A 22,684-nucleotide genomic window follows, 5' to 3' on the forward strand; every position below is an offset into this window, starting at 1 on the left:
TAATATCATTTTTACTAACTATTTCTTATACTTATATAGTATGCCCTTATATACTGTACATATATTCTCATATTACCTTACCTAAATCACTTAAATTTTTTCTGTCTCTTTAGCTTTTCTTTTACAAATCTTAATTATTCAATTTTTATATTTTCTTTGGATAAGTTTAAGACTTTAATTGACCCTATATACAAATATAGGTGAAGAAATTGCAATCTTATTACTATTTTGAGTCACTCTAACAACATACCAATTTTTTGAACACTCTTGATTTATGAAAAACTTTTCTCGAAACCCTTTTCCATTTACAGTGATAGTTTTTATAATTATTGAATTATTACTTATTATTTCTATTTTGATTATATCACATTTTTTATCTTCTATGCTTATATAAAACTCTAATTTTTCATCCTCTTTAATGTTAATTATGCTCCCCATGAGATTATTATTAATGGTAAAATACAATCTTAAATTCTTGCTTTCTGTGGAATAGGTATTCCTATTTTTCAAAGCTTTTATGAAATCATTTTTATTAATTTTATACATTAAAACTACTGTTAAATTTTCTGTATCTCCCCAGTTAGCTTTATGATTATCTTGTCCATTTAAAGCACCTATCTCCCATCCTTTATCTAGTAGTTCATAGTATATTTTTTCTCGTCTTATATATTTATAAGGTTCTATACCATTTCCAACTTCAACAAAGTTTATATATTTATTAAGTTCATCACTATAAGGTAATTTTGTTACCTTATTACTTGGATGATTTATACATAATATACTTTCGGGATGTTCTTCACACCACTTTAAAATACAATTCTTACTTTTATATTTTCCATGAACAACTTCCTCGCAATTATATACATTCATATGTCCAAAATAATCTGTACTAATCTCATAACCACTTAAGGCTAGGAAGTCTTTCTTATTCTTTTCATCAGCCTCATTTTGCGTTGCAACCCATCTAGTATCATTCTTATCATAATTAAACTTTTTACACTCACTTTCTTTAATCTTACCTCTTAATGGTTTACAGTGATCTGTTATTACTAAATAGTCTAGTCCCTTTTTCCTAGCATACTTATATGCCTCATATGGAGTTCCTTTGCCACTTGAATAAGCTGTATGACTATGCGGTATCCCAAAATAAAATTTTAACTTTTTAGATTTTGATTCATTCTTATTTTTCTTTTTATGCTTTGACATTTCTACCTCAAAAAAAATTCCTATTACTAAATATAGTATTTAGTAATAGGAATTAAAGTACTAAAATATTTTATCCAATTCCATGTAACAACCTACTTAAAAGTTGAACAAGATTAAAATCTTCAAAGTTAAACTCTTTATCCTTTATATCAACAGTTAAATATAGTATAGCTGTGATTGAGTTACTTAATGTTTTTATAGGAACTAGCATTATAGATTTCCATAATGGAACTCCACTTAACTTATCAGTATTACTTACGTTATTCCAATCTATAGTGTAAGTACCTTCTCCTTTTTCTAAGGCATTAATAATTAAGTTTTGGTCAAATTGTATTCCTAAGCTATAACCTTTTTTATTGTTTCTACTCATGACCTGATCTATTTTTTTATCTCTAACTCTAAAGTAGGTTATAGTTTCTCCCTCAACTCTTTCTAATACCTTATCTAAAAATGCAACTAGCCTCTCATTTTTATCCTCTATATCATATGGTAAGTTAAGTAGTTCAACTAATGTCTGCATATTATTTTCATTTACTTGCTTATTATCAGTTATTATCCCTGAAAACTTATTAGCTCTTTTAGCTCTTTTATCATACTCTTCTTTCCATACTAAGGTTTTGTTTCTCCCTTGCTCCTTAGCTAAATATAAAGCCTTATCTGCTTTACTAAAAAGTTCATTCATCCATAATCCATGCTCTGGATATGATGCTATTCCCATACTGCAAGTAACTCTTTGCTTAATGCTTAAAATATTAGAACTTGCTATCTTACGTCTTAATTTTTCAGCTACTATATATGCTTCCTCAGCATTAGTATTAGGAAGTATTATTACAAATTCTTCTCCACCATATCTGCCTAGAGTATCCGTATATCTTATATTATCAAGTACTAGTCTGCTTAAATTATGCAACGCTTTGTCGCCAGCTTGATGTCCATAAGTATCATTTATATTTCTAAACCTATCGAGGTCAACCATAACAATTGATAATGAAGAGTTAATTTCCTTGGACTCCTGTAAGTATTGTTTTAAATTAGACTCTAAATACTTTCTAGTATAAGCTCCCGTTAACTTATCTATAGAAGACTCATGCTTTAACCTTATTCCATCTATGATTATACCTATTATTTTAGATAGCTTTTTACATTGATTAATTGTATACTTATCAAAACTATCTATTAGCCTATCAGTTTCCATATATATATGACCAACTACAACTGACTTATAGCATCCTTTTCTACTTCTTTTATCCTTAGATAACCTCATATCCTTATCTTCCATTAATATAGGAATGCATAAGTACTTGTTTATATAAGTGTCCTCTAAGTTTCTAAGTTCCACTTCCTTTGTATTTTCACACCTTTCAAGTATAGGTATTATATTGCTTATATCTTTATTGCTTCTACTACAAGCTAATACTTCATAATTATCATCATAATTTCTGAATAAAATAATAGACCTACTTGCAAGTGATATATATGATATATGCGAGTTTATAAGATGCATATTATAAGTTTCATTACTTCCTAAATTTAAAATAACATCCTCTAAACCCTTACTTTCATCTGGTATATCAGCATTATATATATTTCTAGTATAATTTAAGAAATCTAAGTTTCGCATTATTTTATGTTTATTATTTAACCTTAAAACCCTATTTATATCACTTAAATTATTTAAGTCAGCCTCTTTATCATTATATAAAATATCAAACACCCTTTGCATAGGCATTCTTTTAGCATAACTAACTTTATATTCATCAGGAACATATTTTAATACCTTCTTCATTATCTCAAAAGCATTTATATAACAAAAATGCGTCTCATTAATTCTTTTTTCTTCACTATAGTACTTAGCAAGTTGAATAGCGGCCTTCCATTTAATAGATATAACCTCTATATCGCTGCTTGTCTCTAAACAACTATTCAAATAATCAATGGCCTTACTTATATCCTTTTCAAATACACCTTTAAGATATAGTAGCCAAACATTATTCATTTTATTTATTTTACTTTCATCTAAGGTTATTAATAAACTAAATAGTTCCCTTGCCTTATGAAATTCATCTTTACTTATCAATTCATTGATAGCCATAGATAAAAGTGATGCTTTCTGATTTATAGAAGTTATAAAATTACATGTATCCTTGATTTTTTCAATAGCATCATTTACATCTTTACCAAGAGCTATACTTATTACTTCCTTGTAAATTAAACTCTGCCACTTTATACATGACTTATCTACTTTTAAATATTCTAAAGCCTCATCTATAAATTTAAGAGCATTTTCCATGTCACCCATGCAAAAATAATAATATGCTCTTTGCATAAAAACTTCCCCTAAATTCCTCTTATCAAGAGCCTTGCCATCTGCATCACATAAATACCTTTTAAAATATTTTTGAGCTTCCCTGTAATTGCAACACTTCAAATTAACATTGCAAACTAGTAAATACCCATAATAAAAGTCCATATCCACTAGTTTTGCTTCAACAAGGTTCATAACTCCATTTAAAATTTCCAAGGCTGCATGAATGTCATTATCTATATAATAATAACTTGCCCTATTGTATTCACAACACACATGAAATGATAAACTGCCAGATGCTTTACTTTCATCACTAGCTATTTTATAGTAATACATAGCCGTTTCTATATCACCATAAAAATCCCCATGTACCACCCCTAGGTTATTTAAAGCTCTTATCATAACAGATGTGTTTTGAGTTAGCTCACAAAATTTTAAGCACTCCTCAAAATCTCTTATACTTTTATCTAACATAGACCTTTCTAAGAAGCTTAATCCTCTTATGTTATAAAAGTCACACTTTTGCTTCTCATACTTATCACCACATAAAACAAGAGCCTTATCACATATATCCTGTAACTCTTTATATCTTTGTCTTAAGAAATACAGATTAGCTTTTATAGTTATAATCTCTATTAATGGTTCAACATACCCCTCTTGTTCTGCTAATGTCTCAGCCTCCTGTATATAGTCTTCAGCTTTTTCCATCTCATTTGACCACATATATATATTAGCAAGCATAGAAAGAGCCTCAACCATATATTTACTATCATAATACTCACTTAAATAAGTTTGCAATCTACTATAAATAGATATAGCGCAGTTCATTTTATTATATCCATAATATAATTCCCCTAACTTTGCTAATATCTCAAATTTAACTTCATCTATAAAGTCTCCTTGCTTGTAATTTGCTATATTTAAAACCTTTATAGCTTCATCATGCTTACGTAACTCTATAAGCTTCGTAGCTTTTACCATAAGATACTTTACAGTATTTTTTCTATCCTTAGCACCATCAAAGTGATATATTACCTCATCTATTACGGCTTCATCGCCTTGTAAATACTTACCTTCTAGTATTATAGCTATCTTAAAATGTTTGTTACACTTTATTTCTGATGAAATATTTTTATATAATGTATCTTTTAAATAGGTATTAAAAAATCTATACTGCTTTTCCCTATCATCCTCAACAAAGTATATTATCCCTTGTGCTATTAACCTTAATATTTCATTTTCAACAACATGTTTTTCTAAATCACAGATATGATATAAAATGTTTACGTCTACCTTATCCTTAAATATACAAAAATCATTAAGTATAGTCCTTTGATATTCATTTATATTGTTAATCTGACTTAAAACTATTTGATCCATGTTGCTAAATATATACTGCTTATATCCCTTACTACTTTGAATCCATTCACCATTCTCATTAATATTGATAATATCATTGTTGAAAATGTTTTTTATTATTTCACTTATAAATAATGGGTTTCCCTTAGTGCTTTCATATATATTTTCTAAAAGTTTATCACTAAGTGACCTACTATTGATTATCCTATAAATCATTTCTCTCGTTTCATTTAAATTCAATCCATTTAACTCTATAAGCTTTATTTTAAAATTACTTTCCTTATTTAAAAATAATTTGCTAAAATTAGAATTATTTGAATATTCATTATCCGAATATGATCCAACAAATAATATATTCCTATTTTTCAAACTTAATAAACTTTCTATAATCATTAAACTCAACTTATTTAATCTTTGAAGGTTATCAATAACTATAACTATACTTTGCTTTTTAGCAAAGTCATTTATAAAATAGGATATTCTTGTGATAAGTCTTAAATTTTCTTCCTCTCTAACTCGCCCTGTTGCAGACACCATATTAGTTCCTATTAACCCTGGTACCAATTTACCTAAATCATATATATATTTATCTACTAACTCCTTTGGTGACTGAATAACCATTTGCTTTAATATTTCAACTAAAGGGGTATCTGATAGTTCCTTTAAATTATTATTTAATGATATATACTCAAATACATTGCCTCTCATTAATCTAAGCTTGTACGCTATATTTCTTAGTAACGCTGTCTTGCCTATTCCAGAGCTTCCATGTATAAGTAAAACCTTTCCTAAATAATCACCATTTTTAAAATTATTATAGGTTTCAAAGATACTCTCCGTAATATCTTTCCTTCCTACTAAGTCAATATTAAAATTAAGCTTAGATAATTCCTCAACTTCTAGCTTAGAGTAATTCTTGCTAAGGTGTAAATTAACATAATCTATTATATTATTAATAGTCATATCCATTTTGTTATGGCTAAGATTTATTATTTTGAATGCTACATCATATAAAACTTTGTGATTATTATCTACCTTAAAATCTATAGAACTATTTTCTTGTATATACTTTAAATCGCTTTTAACCTTATCTATATTTCCATTGTTTAAAATACATAAAATCAGTACACCTATTCCATATATATCCTTATATCTACTACTTATTTGTTTTTTAGGTATAAACAAATAATCTATATCATCATTTGTTAAATATCTACTTATATTTGCAGTAACTATATCCTGTAATATTACTTTATATTTATTAGCTTCCTGTCTTAAAAGTATATTTTGTAAATTTAAAGCACCATAAGATTTTTCCATCAAATGAACGTAATTTATACTTTTACAAACTCCCATAATTATATCTAATCCTTCATCAAAGGATATGGTTGAAATTATACTTTTTATGTTCTCAATATTTTCGTAATAATCAGAGGTATAATAATAAATTTCTTCGCTATATCTCTTATTATCTATATTGTTAATTATCCCAAAGTGATGGATTTTTTTCATACCAGATGTATCAAGATTTTTTAAACTCATAAATTCATTTATACAATTATTTATAATATCAAGCTTTATATACTCTTCATTTATTGTGTTGAACTGATACGCTTGATTATTGTTTTTAATGTCTGCAACTAAATATGATGATATTCCCGGATTATGCTCTAGCAATTTAATTGTCCTAAACTTCGAATTAATTACCTGCATATTCTCCTCCCCCTAAATAATACCTAAAGTAAAATATATAGTATGGATATGTCTTATATCCATACTATATCCATATTTACTTTTAAGTTAAAACTTCATAACCACTTTCTGTTACAACTAATGTATGCTCCCATTGTGCTGACAAGGACCCATCTCTAGTAACTGCAGTCCAATCATCCCTTAAAACCCTTGTTTCAGGTTTTCCTATATTAAGCATAGGCTCTATTGTAAATACCATCCCTGGTAATAATATCATTCCCTCTCCTGGATCTCCAACATGAGCTACAAATGGTTCTTCATGGAATTTCGTTCCTATACCATGTCCGCCGTATTCATATACAACTGAATATCCGTTTTCATTTGCAAAGCCTTCTATAGCATGCCCTATATGACCTACTGTACTGAATGGCTTGACTTGTTCCATTCCAAGTTCTAAAGCTTTCTTAGTATCGTTAACTAATTTCACAGCTTCCTCAGATGCATTACCAACAATATACATTCTACTAGCATCTGCATAATACCCATCTAATATTGTAGTTACATCAACATTTATAATATCGCCATCTTTTAAGGTTCTATCTTCTGGTATACCATGACAAACAACCTCATTTATAGAAGTACATATACTCTTAGGAAAACCACCATAATTTAATGGTGCTGGTATACCACCATGTTCTATAGTATAATCATGCGCAATTTTATTTAATTCCTCTGTTGTTACCCCTGGTTTTATAACCTCTTCCATAAGATCTAATATTGCATGTGTTATAACACCACTTTTTCTTATACCTTCTATTTGATTAGGAGTCTTTATGATATCCTTTGGAATTTTATATCCTACTTCCTTACTTAACTTCTTCAGATACTCATCTTGCTCCATATGACACTTCTTATATTTTAATCCACTACCGCACCAACAATCATCATTTCTCATTAACTTTTTCATATCTCTTTCTAGCTTAAACTATATAAAAATATAGTTAATATATACTAGATTCACCTCCTATTTCATTAGAAACTAATTCCTAACCATAATTTACATTAAATATCTATATTCTATTATATATTTTTTTTATCATTAAAACCACATATAGTGCTTTATTAAATTGACATATTCTAAAAAATATAAAATTATAATATTTTATATAAACTTAATATATTATAATACAAATGATATTTAAAATAAATTGCTTGCATGTTGAATTTATATAAAAATATATTATCTCTTCTAATTATATTATAAAATCTAAATTTAAATTGTTTTTTTACAAATAAAAAGGAGGTAATCATAGATACTGACTACCCCAATAAAAATCTACCCTACGAAATGAGGTTTCCCTCATTTAAGATTCTATCCATTTATTATTAATATTATGTGTATATATCAGAAAATTCTACACCTATTTTTTGAACTCTATCCTCATCACTATTTATTATGTTAGGATCTAATTCATCACCATCTAACCTTATTGGTAAAGTTATTATAAACTCGCTTCCTTTACCTAGTACACTGCTAACTGTTATTTTTCCACCATGCATATTAACTAAAGATTTTACTAGTGATAGTCCAATACCACTTCCCTCTTTTGCTCTAGTAAGTGACTTATCAACTTGTCTAAATCTATCAAAAATCACTTCCAGCTTATCCTTAGGTATTCCTATTCCTGTATCTTTAATTGATATTTCTAATTTCGATTGTTTCTCAGTTACATTTACAAATATCTTACCACCTCTCTCTGTAAACTTAACAGAGTTGGCTAATAAATTTAGTATAATCCTCTCTATTTTTTCTGGATCAAAAGCCATTATAGTTTCCTCTGTGTTAGTGTCAAATATTAATTCTAATCCCTTATCCTCAATATAATCAGCTACAGACATAGTTATCTCTTCTATAACCTCAATAATATTACGATTAACTAAATTTAAAGTTAAAAAACCTGAGTCTATTCTAGTTATATCTATTAAATTATTTACTAATCTCAATAGCCTATAAGAATTTTGTTTTAATACATGTAAGCGCTTGTCCAATGTGCCCGTTTCATCTTTTATTTTTCCATTAGAATTATATAATTCTAATAATTGAACACTACTAAACATTACATTAATAGGTGTTCTTAATTCATGTGATATATTTGAGAAAAACTCTGTTTTTATTCTGTCATACTCTCTAGCCTCAAACAACAACTTGCTATTTTCATCAATTTTTCTTTGTAATTCCTTAGCCCTATTAGCTTCAGTTATATCTGTTATTAGTACAGCTGTAGTTATCTTCTCATCCTCCATAAAGGACATAAATGATAAACTAGCCTCTATTTTTTTGCCATTGAATTTAGCAAGTGTTTCTTCCACAGTTAAAACATTTCCATCCTTATGATCTAAACACTTCAACTTATCAAATAAATATCTTCTATCAAAACTTCCATAAAAAATTTCCTGTAGGCTTCTCCCTACTAATGCTTTGTATGATTTAGCTCCAAGCATATCAATAGCTGTTTTATTAGCAAAGATTATAGTATCATTTAAATACATTATTATAGCACCTGGCAATGTATTTATTAAATTCTCATATCGCTTTTCACTTTGCTCTAATTTCTTTTGACTTAACCTTCTACTAGTTATATCTCTTCCAAGTACAACTAAAGCTTTTCTTTTACCCTCCTTAGTAAATAAGGGTACCTTTACTGTTTCATATATCTTATCTATACCGTACTTATCTGGTATTATACTTTCTGACTTAAATATTTCTTTGCTCATCCACGCTATATTATCTGTCTTTTCAAAATGCCTGTAATATGCAGCTCTATCCCCATCTCTTTCTGCAAGTTCTAAATTAGTTCTCATTAAATAATCTTCATCACTCTTAAGATTAAGCATTTCCTTGGCACTATTATTACATTCTAGCCATCTTCCCTCCCCATCCTTAAATGTTATTAAGTCTGGAGTAGAATTTATAAGTACAGATAGTCTTTCTGTCTTATCATAAAAATCTTGTTCCAATTCTTCCCGTTGGTTTTTATTAGCATAAATTATTATCAAATATATTAGTACTAAAACAATTCCCAATAGTAAGAATAATTCTATTCTTTTTTCTCCCCAAGGGTTGCCTATTAAAGAATTTATAACTATAAAGTTACTATCTAAATTCTTATTTTTAAAATTAAACTTTTTAAGCATGTCTCCATCTACTATGTACTGAGCATTGCGATAAGTACTAGTTATTGGTGTTGAATACTCCCTCTTAACATAAATAGAGTTTTCCTCATCATAAATCTTACTTTCTAGATTTTTCTCTGGAATTTCATTTATATTCTTTCCATTTAGAACATCTAAAATCATACTTGCAGCATAATTTCCTTGCATGTCACCCGTTATTACATCTCCACCTACAACACCATGTCCTATTTGATATGACCATAATGTATACATAGGAATATTTATATGTTTACTTATGTACTCTACTGCCTTAACCTCATCTACAAAAACTCCATCCTTATATAAATTCCCACTAGGAATCACCATGCTATTATTGCCATATTGGTTTATTTCCTTTATTACTTTATAAATATCAGACTCATTGATATTAATACTATTTACACCCTCTGGTAAAGTAATATTATTCCGATATTCGTTTTCTGCATCATTTATGAAAATAACATTTTCTAAATTAGGATCAAATCTATATCCTAGGTTTATAGTACTTTCTACTTGTACCCCCTCATATATACCCGTAACATTATCTAGTTGTAAAACTCTAGGTCTATTGGATCTATTTAAAGCCGTAAATATAATAGGGGTATCCTTAAAGATTCTATCTCTGTTTTTTATAACCACATCAAAGGCTGGGTCATTAACAACTATTATTGCATCGATTTTTTGATTCTTATACTTATTATAAAAGCTATCTGATTGCCACTCTAAAAATTCTTCATCCTTATTTCTTATAACATCCAAATAATCTATTATTAAGTTAACATCTTTATTACCTAAAATTTTTTCTTTAATTGAATCTATGACCTCGTCACTCCACTTAAAGCCCTGATGATATGATGCTATACATAATACATTCTTATAATCACTTAATAAGTTCTCATTTTTTTTAGTATCCATCGCAAAAACACTTGTAAAATTAAAAATTAACATTATTAATATAGATATAACACCCACTTGTTTTTTATACTTCACATTCTCCCCACCTTTTTATGTTAATAGTTTAATTATCTAATCAATATGTGAAAAATTCAATGATTCTTTTATATTTTTTGTTATTTTATCTATATTTTTTTATATTTTCATCAAAAAATACAAATAAAAGACACAGATACATTCCGTGCCTTATTATAATCTATACATTATGTAATTTTTACTTATAAATGAACCTTAATATGTCGATTTTATTTCCTTATCATAAGTTAACGATAAACCTTATACCTAAAAATTAATGTATGCTTATTGCTCCTCACAAATATATTTAGGAAGTATTATAACATCTCTCTTTAGTTCCTGAAGTCTTTTATTCATCATAGTATTGTTTTGAGCAAAATTTCTTGCTTCTTCTGCACTATTAGCTTTAAACATAACTGTAGCACCATTCTTACTATAAACTCCACCTGCTAATAGATATTTAGATGTATTCTCCTTTTGCTTCCCTATAAAGGATCTCTTATTTGGCATTACATTGCCATCCATTGTACCATAGTTAATTCTCATATATAGATTTTCGTTACACATATCTGCATCCCCCTCATACGCCTTATCAGAGCATTGAATTAAAACACTTTAATTTAAAAGGCTTTCACTTTCCCGAACTTATGTTCTGACATCAATTAACTTTAGTATATCGAACAGATGTTCAGTTGTCAATATATTTTTTTCTATTCTCTCAATATACGTAGCTATACTTTAATCTAGTCTTTATTCAATCATTTTTTACTATATAAAAAATTTTTTTCAAAAATCTCTATTTTTTTGTTAATTAATCTTGAAGATTTTGTATATTCGATATATAATAAGAATATACATGTGGATAACATGTAGATAACTCGTAATTTTATGTTAATAACTTAATCTTTTATGTGTATAACATCTTAATTACTTGTTGATAATACCTTTAAAAGGGATTATAAATTACTAAAGTTTAAATAAAATTATTTAAAACTCTTTTTATACATACAGACATTTAGAGATCCCTCTCGTTCTGTATGTCTTTTTTTTATGCTCAATACACTATATGTTGTATACCATATATTTTGTATTTTTTTACCATGCAAGAAAAGTTATACACATTTTTATCCACAGGACATTTAAGCGAATTTTTTTTGGTGAAAATGTTGCAATACAAGACATTGTAGAAGTTATTTTCTGAATTTTCGACAGATTAAATCATAAAGTTATCCACGGTTTTTATGCTTTATATTCATTATTCGATTTTTAACAACTCTTCTTTTGTCGTAACTTGATAATCACTTTTTTGGTGTTTTACATATACTCACAGGTTGTCCACAGGTAAATCAGTTTACTTATTATTATATGAAATAATACATTTTTTATTCATAGATTTTTTTAATAGTAAAAGTATGCTCCTACTTAATACAAGTAAATTTTTGAATATATTCATGCTTCTATTGAAAAATTTACTTTATGCATAAAAAAACTCCTTTGCTATTGCAAAGAAGTCTCTTCAAAAAACTCGCCCATATTTCTAAACTTAAAATATCTCTTTTTCAAAAGGTTATCAACAGTATCCTTTTCTAACTTATTAAGTATATCTTCTAAATTCATTCTTATTTTATCAGCCATAAGCTTCATATCCTTATGTGCTCCACCTAATGGCTCCTTAATAACCCTATCTATAACTCTGAACTTAAATAGATCCTGAGCTGTTATTTTCATAGTATCTGCAGCTTCTTGAGCCCTTTTAGCGTCCTTAAATAATATGCTCGCAAATCCTTCTGGTGAAAGTATTGAATATATTGAATGCTCTAGCATACATATTTCATCAGCAACAGCAAGTGCTAATGCACCACCACTTCCCCCTTCACCAATTACTATAGATACTATAGGTGTCCTTAAATTAGACATATCCATTAGATTTCTAGCTATAGCTTCTCCCTGTCCTCTTTCCTCTGCTCCTATACCACAAAAAGCACCTGGAGTGTCAACAAAGCATATTACAGGTCTATGGAACTTCTCTGCTTGTTTCATTAGCCTTAAAGCCTTTCTATAGCCTTCTGGATGCGGCATACCAAAGTTTCTCTCTACATTTTCTTTGATATCCCTACCCTTTTGCTCTGCTACAATAGTTACCGCTGTACCATTTATAGTTGCTATTCCTCCAACTATGGCACAATCATCACTGTAGTGCCTATCTCCATGTAATTCGATAAAATCATCGAATATCTCATTTATATAATCAAGAGCTGTTGGTCTTTGAATCATTCTTGCTATCTTTACTTTTTCCCAAGGGCTTAGATTAGTGTATGCCTTCTTTTCCATATCTAAACATTTATTTTCAAGTACTCTTATTTCATCACTTAAATCTATATTGTTTTCTTGAGAAATTCTCTTAAGCTCTTGTACTTTCTCTCTTAATGTTGAAATATTTTTTTCAATATCAAAGGTATCCATATATATCACCTCTATTTATATCCATGTAACTCTAGTAATTTACCTAGAGTATTTTTCATCTCTTTTCTTGGTACTATTTTATCTATAAATCCTTTTTCAAGTAAAAACTCTGCAGTTTGGAACTCCTTAGGTAGCTCCTGCTTTATTGTTTGCTCTATTACTCTCTTACCTGCAAATCCTATAAGTGCACCTGGTTCTGATAATATAATATCTCCTAGCATAGCAAAGCTAGCAGTTACCCCTCCTGTTGTAGGGTCTGTTAGTACAGTTATATATAATAATCCCGCCTCATTATGCTTAGCTAATGCAGCACTAACCTTAGCCATCTGCATTAAGGAATATATCCCTTCCTGCATTCTAGCTCCACCTGATGCAGTAAAGATTATTATTGGAAGTGAATATTGGGTTGCATATTCTATAGCTCTAGTTATCTTTTCACCAACTACACTTCCCATACTTCCCATTATAAATGTTGAATCCATAACGGCAATAATTGTCTTTATTCCGTTTATTTTACCTCCACCAGTCAAAACAGCTTCTTCTATACCAGTCTTATCCATAAGCTTTTCTATCTTATCTTCATATCCTGGATACTCTAATGGATTCTTGCTTTTTATACCTTTAAATAATTCTACAAAGCTATCCTTATCCATTGTTAGATTTATTCTTTCCCTGCAATTCACTCTAAAGTTTGTATTACACTCAATACAACTCATATAATTAGCTATCATATCTTTTTTATATATTATTTTTCCACATTTACTACATTTACACCACATTCCATCAGGTACACTTGGTACTGCCTCTTTAGCCTCTTCCCCATCTTCAAACTTTTCTAATTCTTCTTCGCTGTTTGTTGATGTTCCCTGAATCGTTAGGTACTTCTTTCTTTTAAACAAACTATTTATGATCAAATAGCTCACCTCCAAGTGATCTGCTCATATCTACATTCCAAATTCTTGAGCTATAAATGAAGTGTTAATGTCACCTTCATTAAACTTCTTATTATTTAATATTTCATATTGGAACTCTATATTATTCTTAACACCCTCGATTATAAATTCATCTAGTGCTCTTTTCATCTTATTAATAGCTTCCTCTCTATCTCTTCCATGTACTATAAGTTTGGCTACCATGGAATCATAATATGGAGGAATCTTATATCCATTATATATTGCTGTATCTAATCTTACACCAAATCCACCTGGCAAGTTAATTACATTAACAACTCCTGGTGATGGCATAAATCCAGCTCTAGGATCCTCTGCATTTATACGACATTCAATAGCATGACCATTAATAGTTATATCCTCTTGCTTTATATCTAGTGGTTTATTAGATGCAACATTTAATTGCTCCTTAACTATATCTATGCCTGTAATCATTTCTGTAACTGGATGCTCAACTTGTATTCTTGTATTCATTTCCATGAAATAAAACTCACCATACTTATCTCTTAAAAACTCTATAGTTCCTGCACCCTTATAATTTACAGCCTTAGCTGCTTTTACAGCTATATCTCCAAGTTTCTTTCTTGTTTCCTCATCTATTACACATGATGGAGCTTCTTCTATTACCTTTTGATTTCTTCTTTGAATAGAACAATCTCTTTCTCCTAGATAAAGTACATTGCCGTAATTATCTCCCAATACTTGAACCTCAATATGTCTAGGCTCCTCTATAAACTTTTCAATATACATTGAATCATCACCAAAGGCAATTTTTGCCTCTGTTTTTGCCATTGTATAAGAACTTACTAAATCTTTCTCTTCTCTTACTATTCTTATACCTCTGCCTCCACCTCCAGCGGAAGCCTTTATCATAATAGGATACCCTATAGTTTTACATAACTCAATTGCCTCTTCTTCTGTTTCTACAATACCCTTAGAGCCTCTAATTATAGGAACTCCTGCAGCATCCATAATTTCCTTAGCCTTAGATTTATTCCCCATTGCATCTATAGTCTCTGCATCTGGACCTATGAAAATTATATTACACTCTTTACACATTTGAGCGAACTTACTATTCTCTGATAAGAAACCAAATCCAGGGTGAATACCTTCTGCACCAGTAAGTATTGCAGCACTTAATATATTTTTAATATTTAGATAACTATCCTTCGATTGAGGGCCACCAACGCAAACAGATTCATCTGCTAGTTGTGTATGCAGAGCCTCTTTATCCGCCTCAGAATATATTGCTACAGTTCTAATCCCAAGCTCTCTACAAGCTCTAATTACTCTTACTGCAATCTCTCCTCTATTAGCTATTAAAACTTTTTTTAACATAATTAATTCCTCCAAATACTTAAAGTGCAGTTATATTACAATCCAACTGCAAAAGTAAGTTCAGCAACAACAGCCTTTTCTCCATTTACAGTAGCTATAGCACTACCTACTCCCATTCCACTTCTCATCTTTATTATTTCTACTTCTAACTTAAGAGTATCACCTGGAACTACTTTTCTTCTAAACTTAGCTTTATTTATTCCACCAAAGTAAGCAATCTTACCTTTGTACTCATCCATACTTAATAGTGCAACAGCTCCTACTTGAGCTAAAGCCTCAACTATGATTACTCCTGGTACAACTGGTTCCTGTGGGAAGTGTCCTTGAAAGAAATACTCATTCATTGTTATATTTTTATATCCTACAGCTCTTTTACCCTTTTCAAGTTCTTCAATCTTATCTACAAATAAGAAAGGATATCTGTGTGGTATTATTTCTTGAATCTCTTTTATATTTAAACTTATTTTTTCTTCAACATTTGAATTTTCCATAATAATTACTCTCCATATTTTATAATTTGAACTTTAAATTAAACTCTAACCTTGAAAATTTGTTGCGTACATTCAACCATATCTTCATTATTAACTAAGATTTCAACTATTTCTCCATCTACGTCACTTACTATTTCATTCATAAGTTTCATAGCCTCTATTATACAAAGAGTATCTCCCTTTTTAACCTTATCTCCCACCTTAGCAAAAACTGGTTTGCCTGGAGCTGAAGACTCATAGAAAGTACCTACTATTGGAGATGTAATATAGCTAAAGTTACCTTCATCGCATTTATCTGTAACAACTGTTTCTAATTCTGCACTTTCTTCTAATACCTTAACTTCACTTTTTTCTTTTTTATAAACAACTCTTTCTTCAACTTGAGGAACTGTTTCATAAGCTACAGCTTTAACTTCCTTACCCATTTTTAATTTGAAACCCTCTTGCTCTAACTCTAAAAATGTTAGAGAAGAATTATCTAAAGCCTCTATTAATTCCTTTACCTCTTTGCAATCCATCATTGTGTCCTCCTTAAATTCCACTTATCAATAATAGACTTATTAACCTTATTAAGTTCAACTTATTTTAGTTAGATTAATACTCCAATTAAATATAAGTTGAACTTTATAACTAAGTTAATATAATGTTGTAATACCCCTTATAATTTAAGGGTATAAACTTAAGATTTATTTCAATTTAAACTTTATATAATTACTCGTACTTTTTAAATAATAATGATGCGTTATGACCACCAAATCCTAAAGAGTTACATAAAGCATATTTAAGTTCTGCTTTTCTACCTACATTAGGAACATAATCTAAATCACATTCTTCATCCGGAACTTTAAATCCAGCAGTTGGATGTATAAATCCTTCTTCTAAGGATTTTATAGTTGCTATAGATTCTACAGCACCTGATGCTCCTAATAAGTGACCTATCATAGATTTTGTTGAACTAATTGGAACATCCTTAGCTTTATCTCCTAAAAGATTTTTTATTGCTAAAGTCTCTAATTTATCATTGTATGGAGTACTAGTTCCATGTGCATTTATATAAGAGAGTTCATCTTTATCGATATTTCCTTCTTTAATAGCTAATTTCATAGCTCTCATTGCGCCCATTCCATCTAAAGCTGGAGATGTTATATGATAAGCATCACAAGTAGCTCCATATCCTATTATTTCAGCATATATCTTAGCACCTCTATTAAGAGCATGACTTAACTCTTCTAATATAATTATTCCTGCTCCCTCTCCCATAACAAATCCATCTCTTTCTTTATCAAAAGGAATAGATGCTCTTGTTTTATCTTGACTAAAGCTAAGAGCTGTCATATTTTCAAATCCACCTATAGCAAATGGTGTTATTGATGCCTCTGAACCACCACTTATCATAACATCTGCTAAATCATATTTGATTGTTCTAAAAGCTTCTCCTATTGAGTTTGTTCCTGATGCACAAGCTGTTACAACAGTAGTACATATACCCTTTGCACCATACTTAATAGCTACATTTCCTGCTACAATATTAGCAATCATCATAGGTATTGTAAGTGGAGATATTCTTCCTGGTCCTCTATCCATATACTTTGAATGTTCTCTCTCGAAGGTCTCAATTCCACCTATACCTGACCCTATAATTACCCCAATTCTCTCTGCATCTTCAACTTCAAGGTTAAGCTTTGAATCCTCAACAGCTTCCTTAGATGCTGCAATAGCAAATTGAGTAAATCTATCCATTCTTCTAGCTTCTTTTTTATCCATATATAAAGTAGGATCAAAGTCCTTAACTTCACAAGCTAACTTAGTTTTAAATTTCTCTGTGTCAAATCTAGTAATCTCATCAACACAGCATCTACCTTCTTTTACTCCATTCCAAAACTCTTCTGTGTTAAGAGCCATTGGTGTTATGCTTCCAAGTCCTGTTATTACAACTCTTCTATTTTCCATAGTAGTATCCTCCTACATCACCATTCCGCCATCTACATTTATTACTTGGCCTGTTATATATCCAGCTTTGTCAGACGATAAAAATGCAACTAATTCAGCAACATCCTCTGCTTCTCCTAATCTTCTTAAAGGTATATTATCTTGTATAGAAGCCTTTACCTTGTCAGATAAAACCTCAGTCATATCAGTTTTTATAAATCCTGGAGCAATTGCATTTACTGTTACTCCTCTTGAACCAATTTCTTTAGCTACTGATTTTGTAAGCCCAATAATTCCAGCCTTTGATGCTGCATAGTTTGCTTGCCCTGCATTACCAACTAAACCTATAACAGAAGATAAGTTTATTATTCTACCTTCTCTTTGTTTCATCATTATTGGAGTTACATGCTTTATGCAATTAAATGTTCCTTTTAAGTTGATATCGATAACCTTATCGAAATCCTCTTCTTTCATTCTCATTAATAATCCATCTTTTGTTATACCTGCATTATTAACTAATATATCTATTCTACCTAGTTCATTATTAACCTTTTTAATCATGTCAGAACATTGATTAAAGTCAGATACATCTCCTTGAACTAATAATACCTTAACATTTTTATCTTCTATTTCTTTAGCTAACTTATCTATATCTTCATTATGAGTTCTATAATTCAATGCTATAGATGCTCCTAGATCAGCTAATTTTAAAGCTATTGCTTTACCAATACCTCTACCTGCTCCAGTTACCATTGCTATTTTTCCCTTAAGCATATCTTAAGCCTCCTTCAACTTTAAATATCCAACACGCCATTATTTATTATTAAACTTTTACTTGCCTTATTTACATATGAAAATTCTAATTAACCCTCTAAACCTTTAGTTAACTTTTCTAAAGACGTTAAATCTTCAACATTATAAACATTAACTCCTCTATCAATTTTCTTAACAAAGGCACTTAAAGTATTCTTAGGACCTATTTCAACGAAAGTATTACAACCCTCTTCAATCATAAATTTTACAGAATCCTCCCATAGTACAGAACTCATTACTTGCATTCTTAAATTCTCAACTATGCTTTCATTTTCAAAATACTTAGCTGTATAATTGCTTATAACTGGTATTTTAAAAGTTTTAAACTCTATATTTTTTAAGTCATTATGAAGCTTCTCACTAGCACTTTTCATCATTGTGCTATGGAAAGGACCACTTACTTTAAGAGGAATTACCTTCTTAGCTCCAGCCTCAGAAAGTAGTCCTGCTGCATATTCAACAGCTTCCTTCTCTCCTGAAATAACTATTTGTTTAGGACAATTAAGGTTAGCAATCTCAACTATTCCCTTTTCTCTTCCTACCTTTAGAACTTCTTCTACAGCATCTCTCTCCATGCCTATAACTGCTGACATAGCACCCTTGCCTTGCTCAACTGCCTGAGTCATATAAGTTCCTCTTTTTCTAACTAAATCAACTGCTACTTTAAAATCTAAAACGCCAGAAGTTACTAAGGCTGAATATTCTCCTAAACTAAGTCCAGCCGTCATACTTGGTTCTATTCCTATAGATTTTAAATATCTTGAAATAGCAGTACACATTGTAACCATAGCTACCTGTGTGTTTTCTGTTTTGTTTAACTCTTCTTCAGTAGAACTAAAACATAAGTCTTCAACTGAAAACCCTAGTACCTCTGAAGCCTCCTTAAATGTCTCTTTAACTATATCGCTATTATCATATAATTCTTTTCCCATTCCAACATACTGAGAACCTTGACCTGAAAATATAAAAGCAATTTTACTCATATAATTAACCCCTTACAAACCTATTTCCAGTTTAATCCTAGATTTTTAGCCTCAGAAAACATCTCTTCAATTATTTCTTTAGCACTTTGCTTTTTCTTTATAAGCCCTGCTATTTGACCGGCCATTACAGATCCATGCTCAACATCTCCATCTTTAACAGCCTTTCTTAAAGCCCCAGTTCCTAATTCATTAAATTTATCCATAGAGAATTCTCCATCTTCTAACTTCTGGAACTCTCTTGTTAGTTTATTTCTAAGAACTCTTACTGGATGCCCTGTTTTTCTACCTGTTACTGTAGAATCTATATCCTTAGAAGATACTACTTTTTCCTTATAATTATCATGTACATTACATTCATCAGCTACTAAGAATCTAGTACCTACCTGTACCCCCTCTGCACCAAGCATAAATGCAGCAGCAACACCTCTACCATCACCTATACCACCTGCTGCTATTACTGGAAGTTTAACAGCATCTACAACTTGAGGAACTAAAACCATAGTTGTTAACTCTCCAATATGTCCACCAGCTTCACAACCTTCTACTATTAATGCATCAACATCAGCTCTTTCCATTCTTCTTGCTAATCCTACTGAAGCTACAACTGGTATAACCTTTATACCGTGTTCCTTCCACATTTCTATGTACTTTCCTGGATTACCAGCACCAGTAGTTACAACCTTAACGCCCTCTTCACAAACAATCTTTGCTACTTCCTCTGCATATGGACTTAAAAGCATTATATTAACACCAAAAGGCTTATCAGTTAATTCCTTAGCTTTTCTAATTTCTTCTCTAACATATTCTCCAGGTGCATTACCAGCTGCAATTATACCTAATCCTCCAGCATTTGAAACTCCCGCTGCTAAAGAACTGTCAGCAATCCATGCCATACCACCCTGAAATATTGGATACTCTATTTTTAATAACTCACAAATTGTAGATTTAGCCATTATATCCTCTCCTTAATAAAACTACACATTAAAATTAATAGTATAAAGTAATCAATACTTATCCCTTCTATGGATTGTATACATCAATGTTTTAGAAGGGATAAATAATTGACTATATTAAATTTAAAATAAATTTAACTTTATAAAACCTTTTGTTAATAATCATTTCCACATTAAATTAAAAGCTATTTAACTAGTAGGTTCTTCATCCTATAGACTATTAATTATATGTATAGTCTCTCTCTTACCTTACCTACCTAAAGACATAGTTATTAGCCAATTCTTGCTTGAATGTAGTTAACTATATCCCCAACTGTTTTAATATCTTCTATATCATCATTAGATATTTCAATTGCGAAAGCTTCTTCTAGAGACATTACAACTTCAAATATATCTAAAGAATCAACACCTAAATCATCAATTAAATTAGCCTCCATTGTTACTTGATCTGCGTCTAAACTTAATTCCTTAACTAAAATGTTTTTTACTTTTTCGAATACCATAATATTTCTCTCCTTTTAATAACTGTAGTTCCACTACATAAATTTAATTAATATAGATAAACCTTAACTTCAAGTAAATACTTATCAAACATGTTATTGATTTATTTTACATTTATTCATATTTAATCAATATTTATTTGAACATCAAAGTATTAAATACAAATGAACATAATTTTTAAAATTATATATAATTTGTTAATAAATTTTGATAATCAAAGTATATGGGTTTAGTACACCATTCTCTTAAACTTCATCTGTCTACCAATTAACTAGAGCTGAACCCCAAGTTAATCCGCCACCAAAGCCAACTAAAATTATCTTCTGACCTTTCTTTAAAAGACCAAGGTCATTCATATTATCAAGTGCTATACCTATGGTTGCACTAGATGTATTTCCATACTCATCAAGATTCATATAAAACTTCTCTCTATGTCCCTTAAAACTTTTAGCAACATAATCAATTATTCTATAGTTAGCTTGATGACAAACTATATAGTCTATGTCTTCTATTGTTAAGTTTTCTTTTTCTAATATATCATTAATGCTCTTTTCTATTATGTTTACTGCGAACTTGAAAACCTCTTTCCCATTCATTTCAACATAATGAGCTGCATCTGCCTTACATTCTGTGAAAGGATTACTTAAAGCTAATCCATTTGATGTTAAAACCTCATATTTAGTTGGATCCGAACCTATATCCATAAAAGGTATTCCATCTAAGTCACTTGCTTCAAGAATCATTGCTCCAGCTCCATCACCAAATAAAACACATGTGTTTCTGTCCTCCCAATTAAGAACCTTTGAAAGCACCTCTGATCCTATAACTAAAGCCTTCTTATATATACCTGCAATTATATAAGTTCTAGCTATAGACATTGCATACATTAGACCAGAACAAGCTGCTGCTATATCAAAGCTTACTGCATTCTTTGCTCCTATTTCCCTCTGTACCTTACATGCCATACTTGGAATAAAGGAATCCGAAGTAGTTGTCGCAACTATAATCAAATCTATTTCCTCAGCCTTTACAGCAGAATTTTTTAAAGCCTTTAAAGCTGCCTTTCCTGCTAAGTCTGATGTATTTTCACTGGTAGCTATTCTTCTCTTTTTAATACCAGTCCTAGAACTAATCCATTCATCACTAGTATCAACTATTTTGCTTAAATCATCATTAGTTACTACCTTATTAGGTACATATGACCCAACCCCTGAAACTCTAACGAAACTCATATTTACTCCTTTCATGAGCTAATCATGTAAGTGGTTTTTATAAATAAAAACCACTTAATACACAATCATTCTTACCCATTGAACAAAATGCTAACTATACTTTAGATTCAAACATAACTCACTGAATCCAACATAAATGCTTTTATCTTAAGTGTATATCTACATTACTTACACAGATTAATTAATCTTAAATCAGCAATCATATAACTTTAGATAATTAACTAATATAAATTACTATCTTTACCTTAACTTAAAAGAAAGATTGGTAATTTACTTAGTTAACAACT

The 22,684-nt window shown here is 29.9% G+C and carries 16 protein-coding genes; all 16 read right to left on the reverse strand.

What is annotated here, in order from left to right:
• Nucleotides 1–174: 174 nt before the first annotated feature.
• Nucleotides 175–1,206 carry a CehA/McbA family metallohydrolase gene (locus BUA48_RS10325; RefSeq protein ID WP_072831982.1) on the reverse strand — a complete coding sequence of 344 codons (1,032 nt, stop codon included), beginning with the start codon at nt 1,204–1,206 and terminating at the stop codon, nt 175–177.
• A gap of 70 nt (nt 1,207–1,276) precedes the next feature.
• Nucleotides 1,277–6,583, reverse strand: coding sequence for a diguanylate cyclase (locus tag BUA48_RS10330; protein ID WP_072831983.1), 5,307 nt, complete (start codon nt 6,581–6,583; stop codon nt 1,277–1,279).
• Nucleotides 6,584–6,665: 82 nt separating this feature from the next.
• Complete coding sequence (locus BUA48_RS10335) at nt 6,666–7,529, reverse strand: methionyl aminopeptidase (protein ID WP_072831984.1); 864 nt, start codon at nt 7,527–7,529, stop codon at nt 6,666–6,668.
• A gap of 425 nt (nt 7,530–7,954) precedes the next feature.
• On the reverse strand, nt 7,955–10,765 hold the full coding sequence (locus tag BUA48_RS15290) for an ATP-binding protein (RefSeq protein ID WP_084666245.1): 2,811 nt from the start codon (nt 10,763–10,765) through the stop codon (nt 7,955–7,957).
• Nucleotides 10,766–11,029: 264 nt separating this feature from the next.
• Nucleotides 11,030–11,311, reverse strand: coding sequence for a hypothetical protein (locus BUA48_RS10345; RefSeq protein WP_072831985.1), 282 nt, complete (start codon nt 11,309–11,311; stop codon nt 11,030–11,032).
• Nucleotides 11,312–12,241: 930 nt separating this feature from the next.
• Nucleotides 12,242–13,207, reverse strand: coding sequence for an acetyl-CoA carboxylase carboxyltransferase subunit alpha (locus BUA48_RS10350; RefSeq protein WP_072831986.1), 966 nt, complete (start codon nt 13,205–13,207; stop codon nt 12,242–12,244).
• Between the two features lie 11 nt (nt 13,208–13,218).
• Entirely contained in the window at nt 13,219–14,118 is a 900-nt protein-coding gene (accD, locus tag BUA48_RS10355) for an acetyl-CoA carboxylase, carboxyltransferase subunit beta (protein ID WP_072832018.1), read from the reverse strand.
• Between the two features lie 33 nt (nt 14,119–14,151).
• Nucleotides 14,152–15,495, reverse strand: a complete 1,344-nt coding sequence (locus tag BUA48_RS10360) for an acetyl-CoA carboxylase biotin carboxylase subunit (RefSeq protein WP_072831987.1) — start codon at nt 15,493–15,495, stop codon at nt 14,152–14,154.
• A gap of 35 nt (nt 15,496–15,530) precedes the next feature.
• Nucleotides 15,531–15,986 (reverse strand): 3-hydroxyacyl-ACP dehydratase FabZ, encoded by a 456-nt coding sequence (gene fabZ / locus BUA48_RS10365; RefSeq protein ID WP_072831988.1) that lies wholly within the window; start codon nt 15,984–15,986, stop codon nt 15,531–15,533.
• 38 nt (nt 15,987–16,024) lie between these two features.
• The gene (gene accB, locus BUA48_RS10370) at nt 16,025–16,507 is read right to left on the reverse strand and encodes an acetyl-CoA carboxylase biotin carboxyl carrier protein (RefSeq protein ID WP_242944337.1); all 483 of its coding nucleotides are present in this window, start codon (nt 16,505–16,507) and stop codon (nt 16,025–16,027) included.
• 190 nt (nt 16,508–16,697) lie between these two features.
• The gene (gene fabF / locus BUA48_RS10375; protein WP_072831990.1) at nt 16,698–17,936 is read right to left on the reverse strand and encodes a beta-ketoacyl-ACP synthase II; all 1,239 of its coding nucleotides are present in this window, start codon (nt 17,934–17,936) and stop codon (nt 16,698–16,700) included.
• A gap of 12 nt (nt 17,937–17,948) precedes the next feature.
• Complete coding sequence (gene fabG, locus BUA48_RS10380) at nt 17,949–18,689, reverse strand: 3-oxoacyl-[acyl-carrier-protein] reductase (RefSeq protein WP_072831991.1); 741 nt, start codon at nt 18,687–18,689, stop codon at nt 17,949–17,951.
• 89 nt (nt 18,690–18,778) lie between these two features.
• Entirely contained in the window at nt 18,779–19,711 is a 933-nt protein-coding gene (gene fabD / locus BUA48_RS10385) for an ACP S-malonyltransferase (RefSeq protein ID WP_072831992.1), read from the reverse strand.
• Between the two features lie 20 nt (nt 19,712–19,731).
• Nucleotides 19,732–20,664, reverse strand: coding sequence for an enoyl-[acyl-carrier-protein] reductase FabK (fabK, locus tag BUA48_RS10390; protein WP_072831993.1), 933 nt, complete (start codon nt 20,662–20,664; stop codon nt 19,732–19,734).
• 272 nt (nt 20,665–20,936) lie between these two features.
• Complete coding sequence (acpP, locus tag BUA48_RS10395) at nt 20,937–21,167, reverse strand: acyl carrier protein (protein ID WP_072831994.1); 231 nt, start codon at nt 21,165–21,167, stop codon at nt 20,937–20,939.
• A 258-nt stretch (nt 21,168–21,425) separates the two neighbouring features.
• Entirely contained in the window at nt 21,426–22,397 is a 972-nt protein-coding gene (locus tag BUA48_RS10400; protein ID WP_072831995.1) for a beta-ketoacyl-ACP synthase III, read from the reverse strand.
• Nucleotides 22,398–22,684 lie beyond the last annotated feature (287 nt).

It is taken from the genome of Clostridium collagenovorans DSM 3089 (assembly GCF_900130005.1).
Lineage (GTDB): Bacteria > Bacillota > Clostridia > Clostridiales > Clostridiaceae > Clostridium_D > Clostridium_D collagenovorans.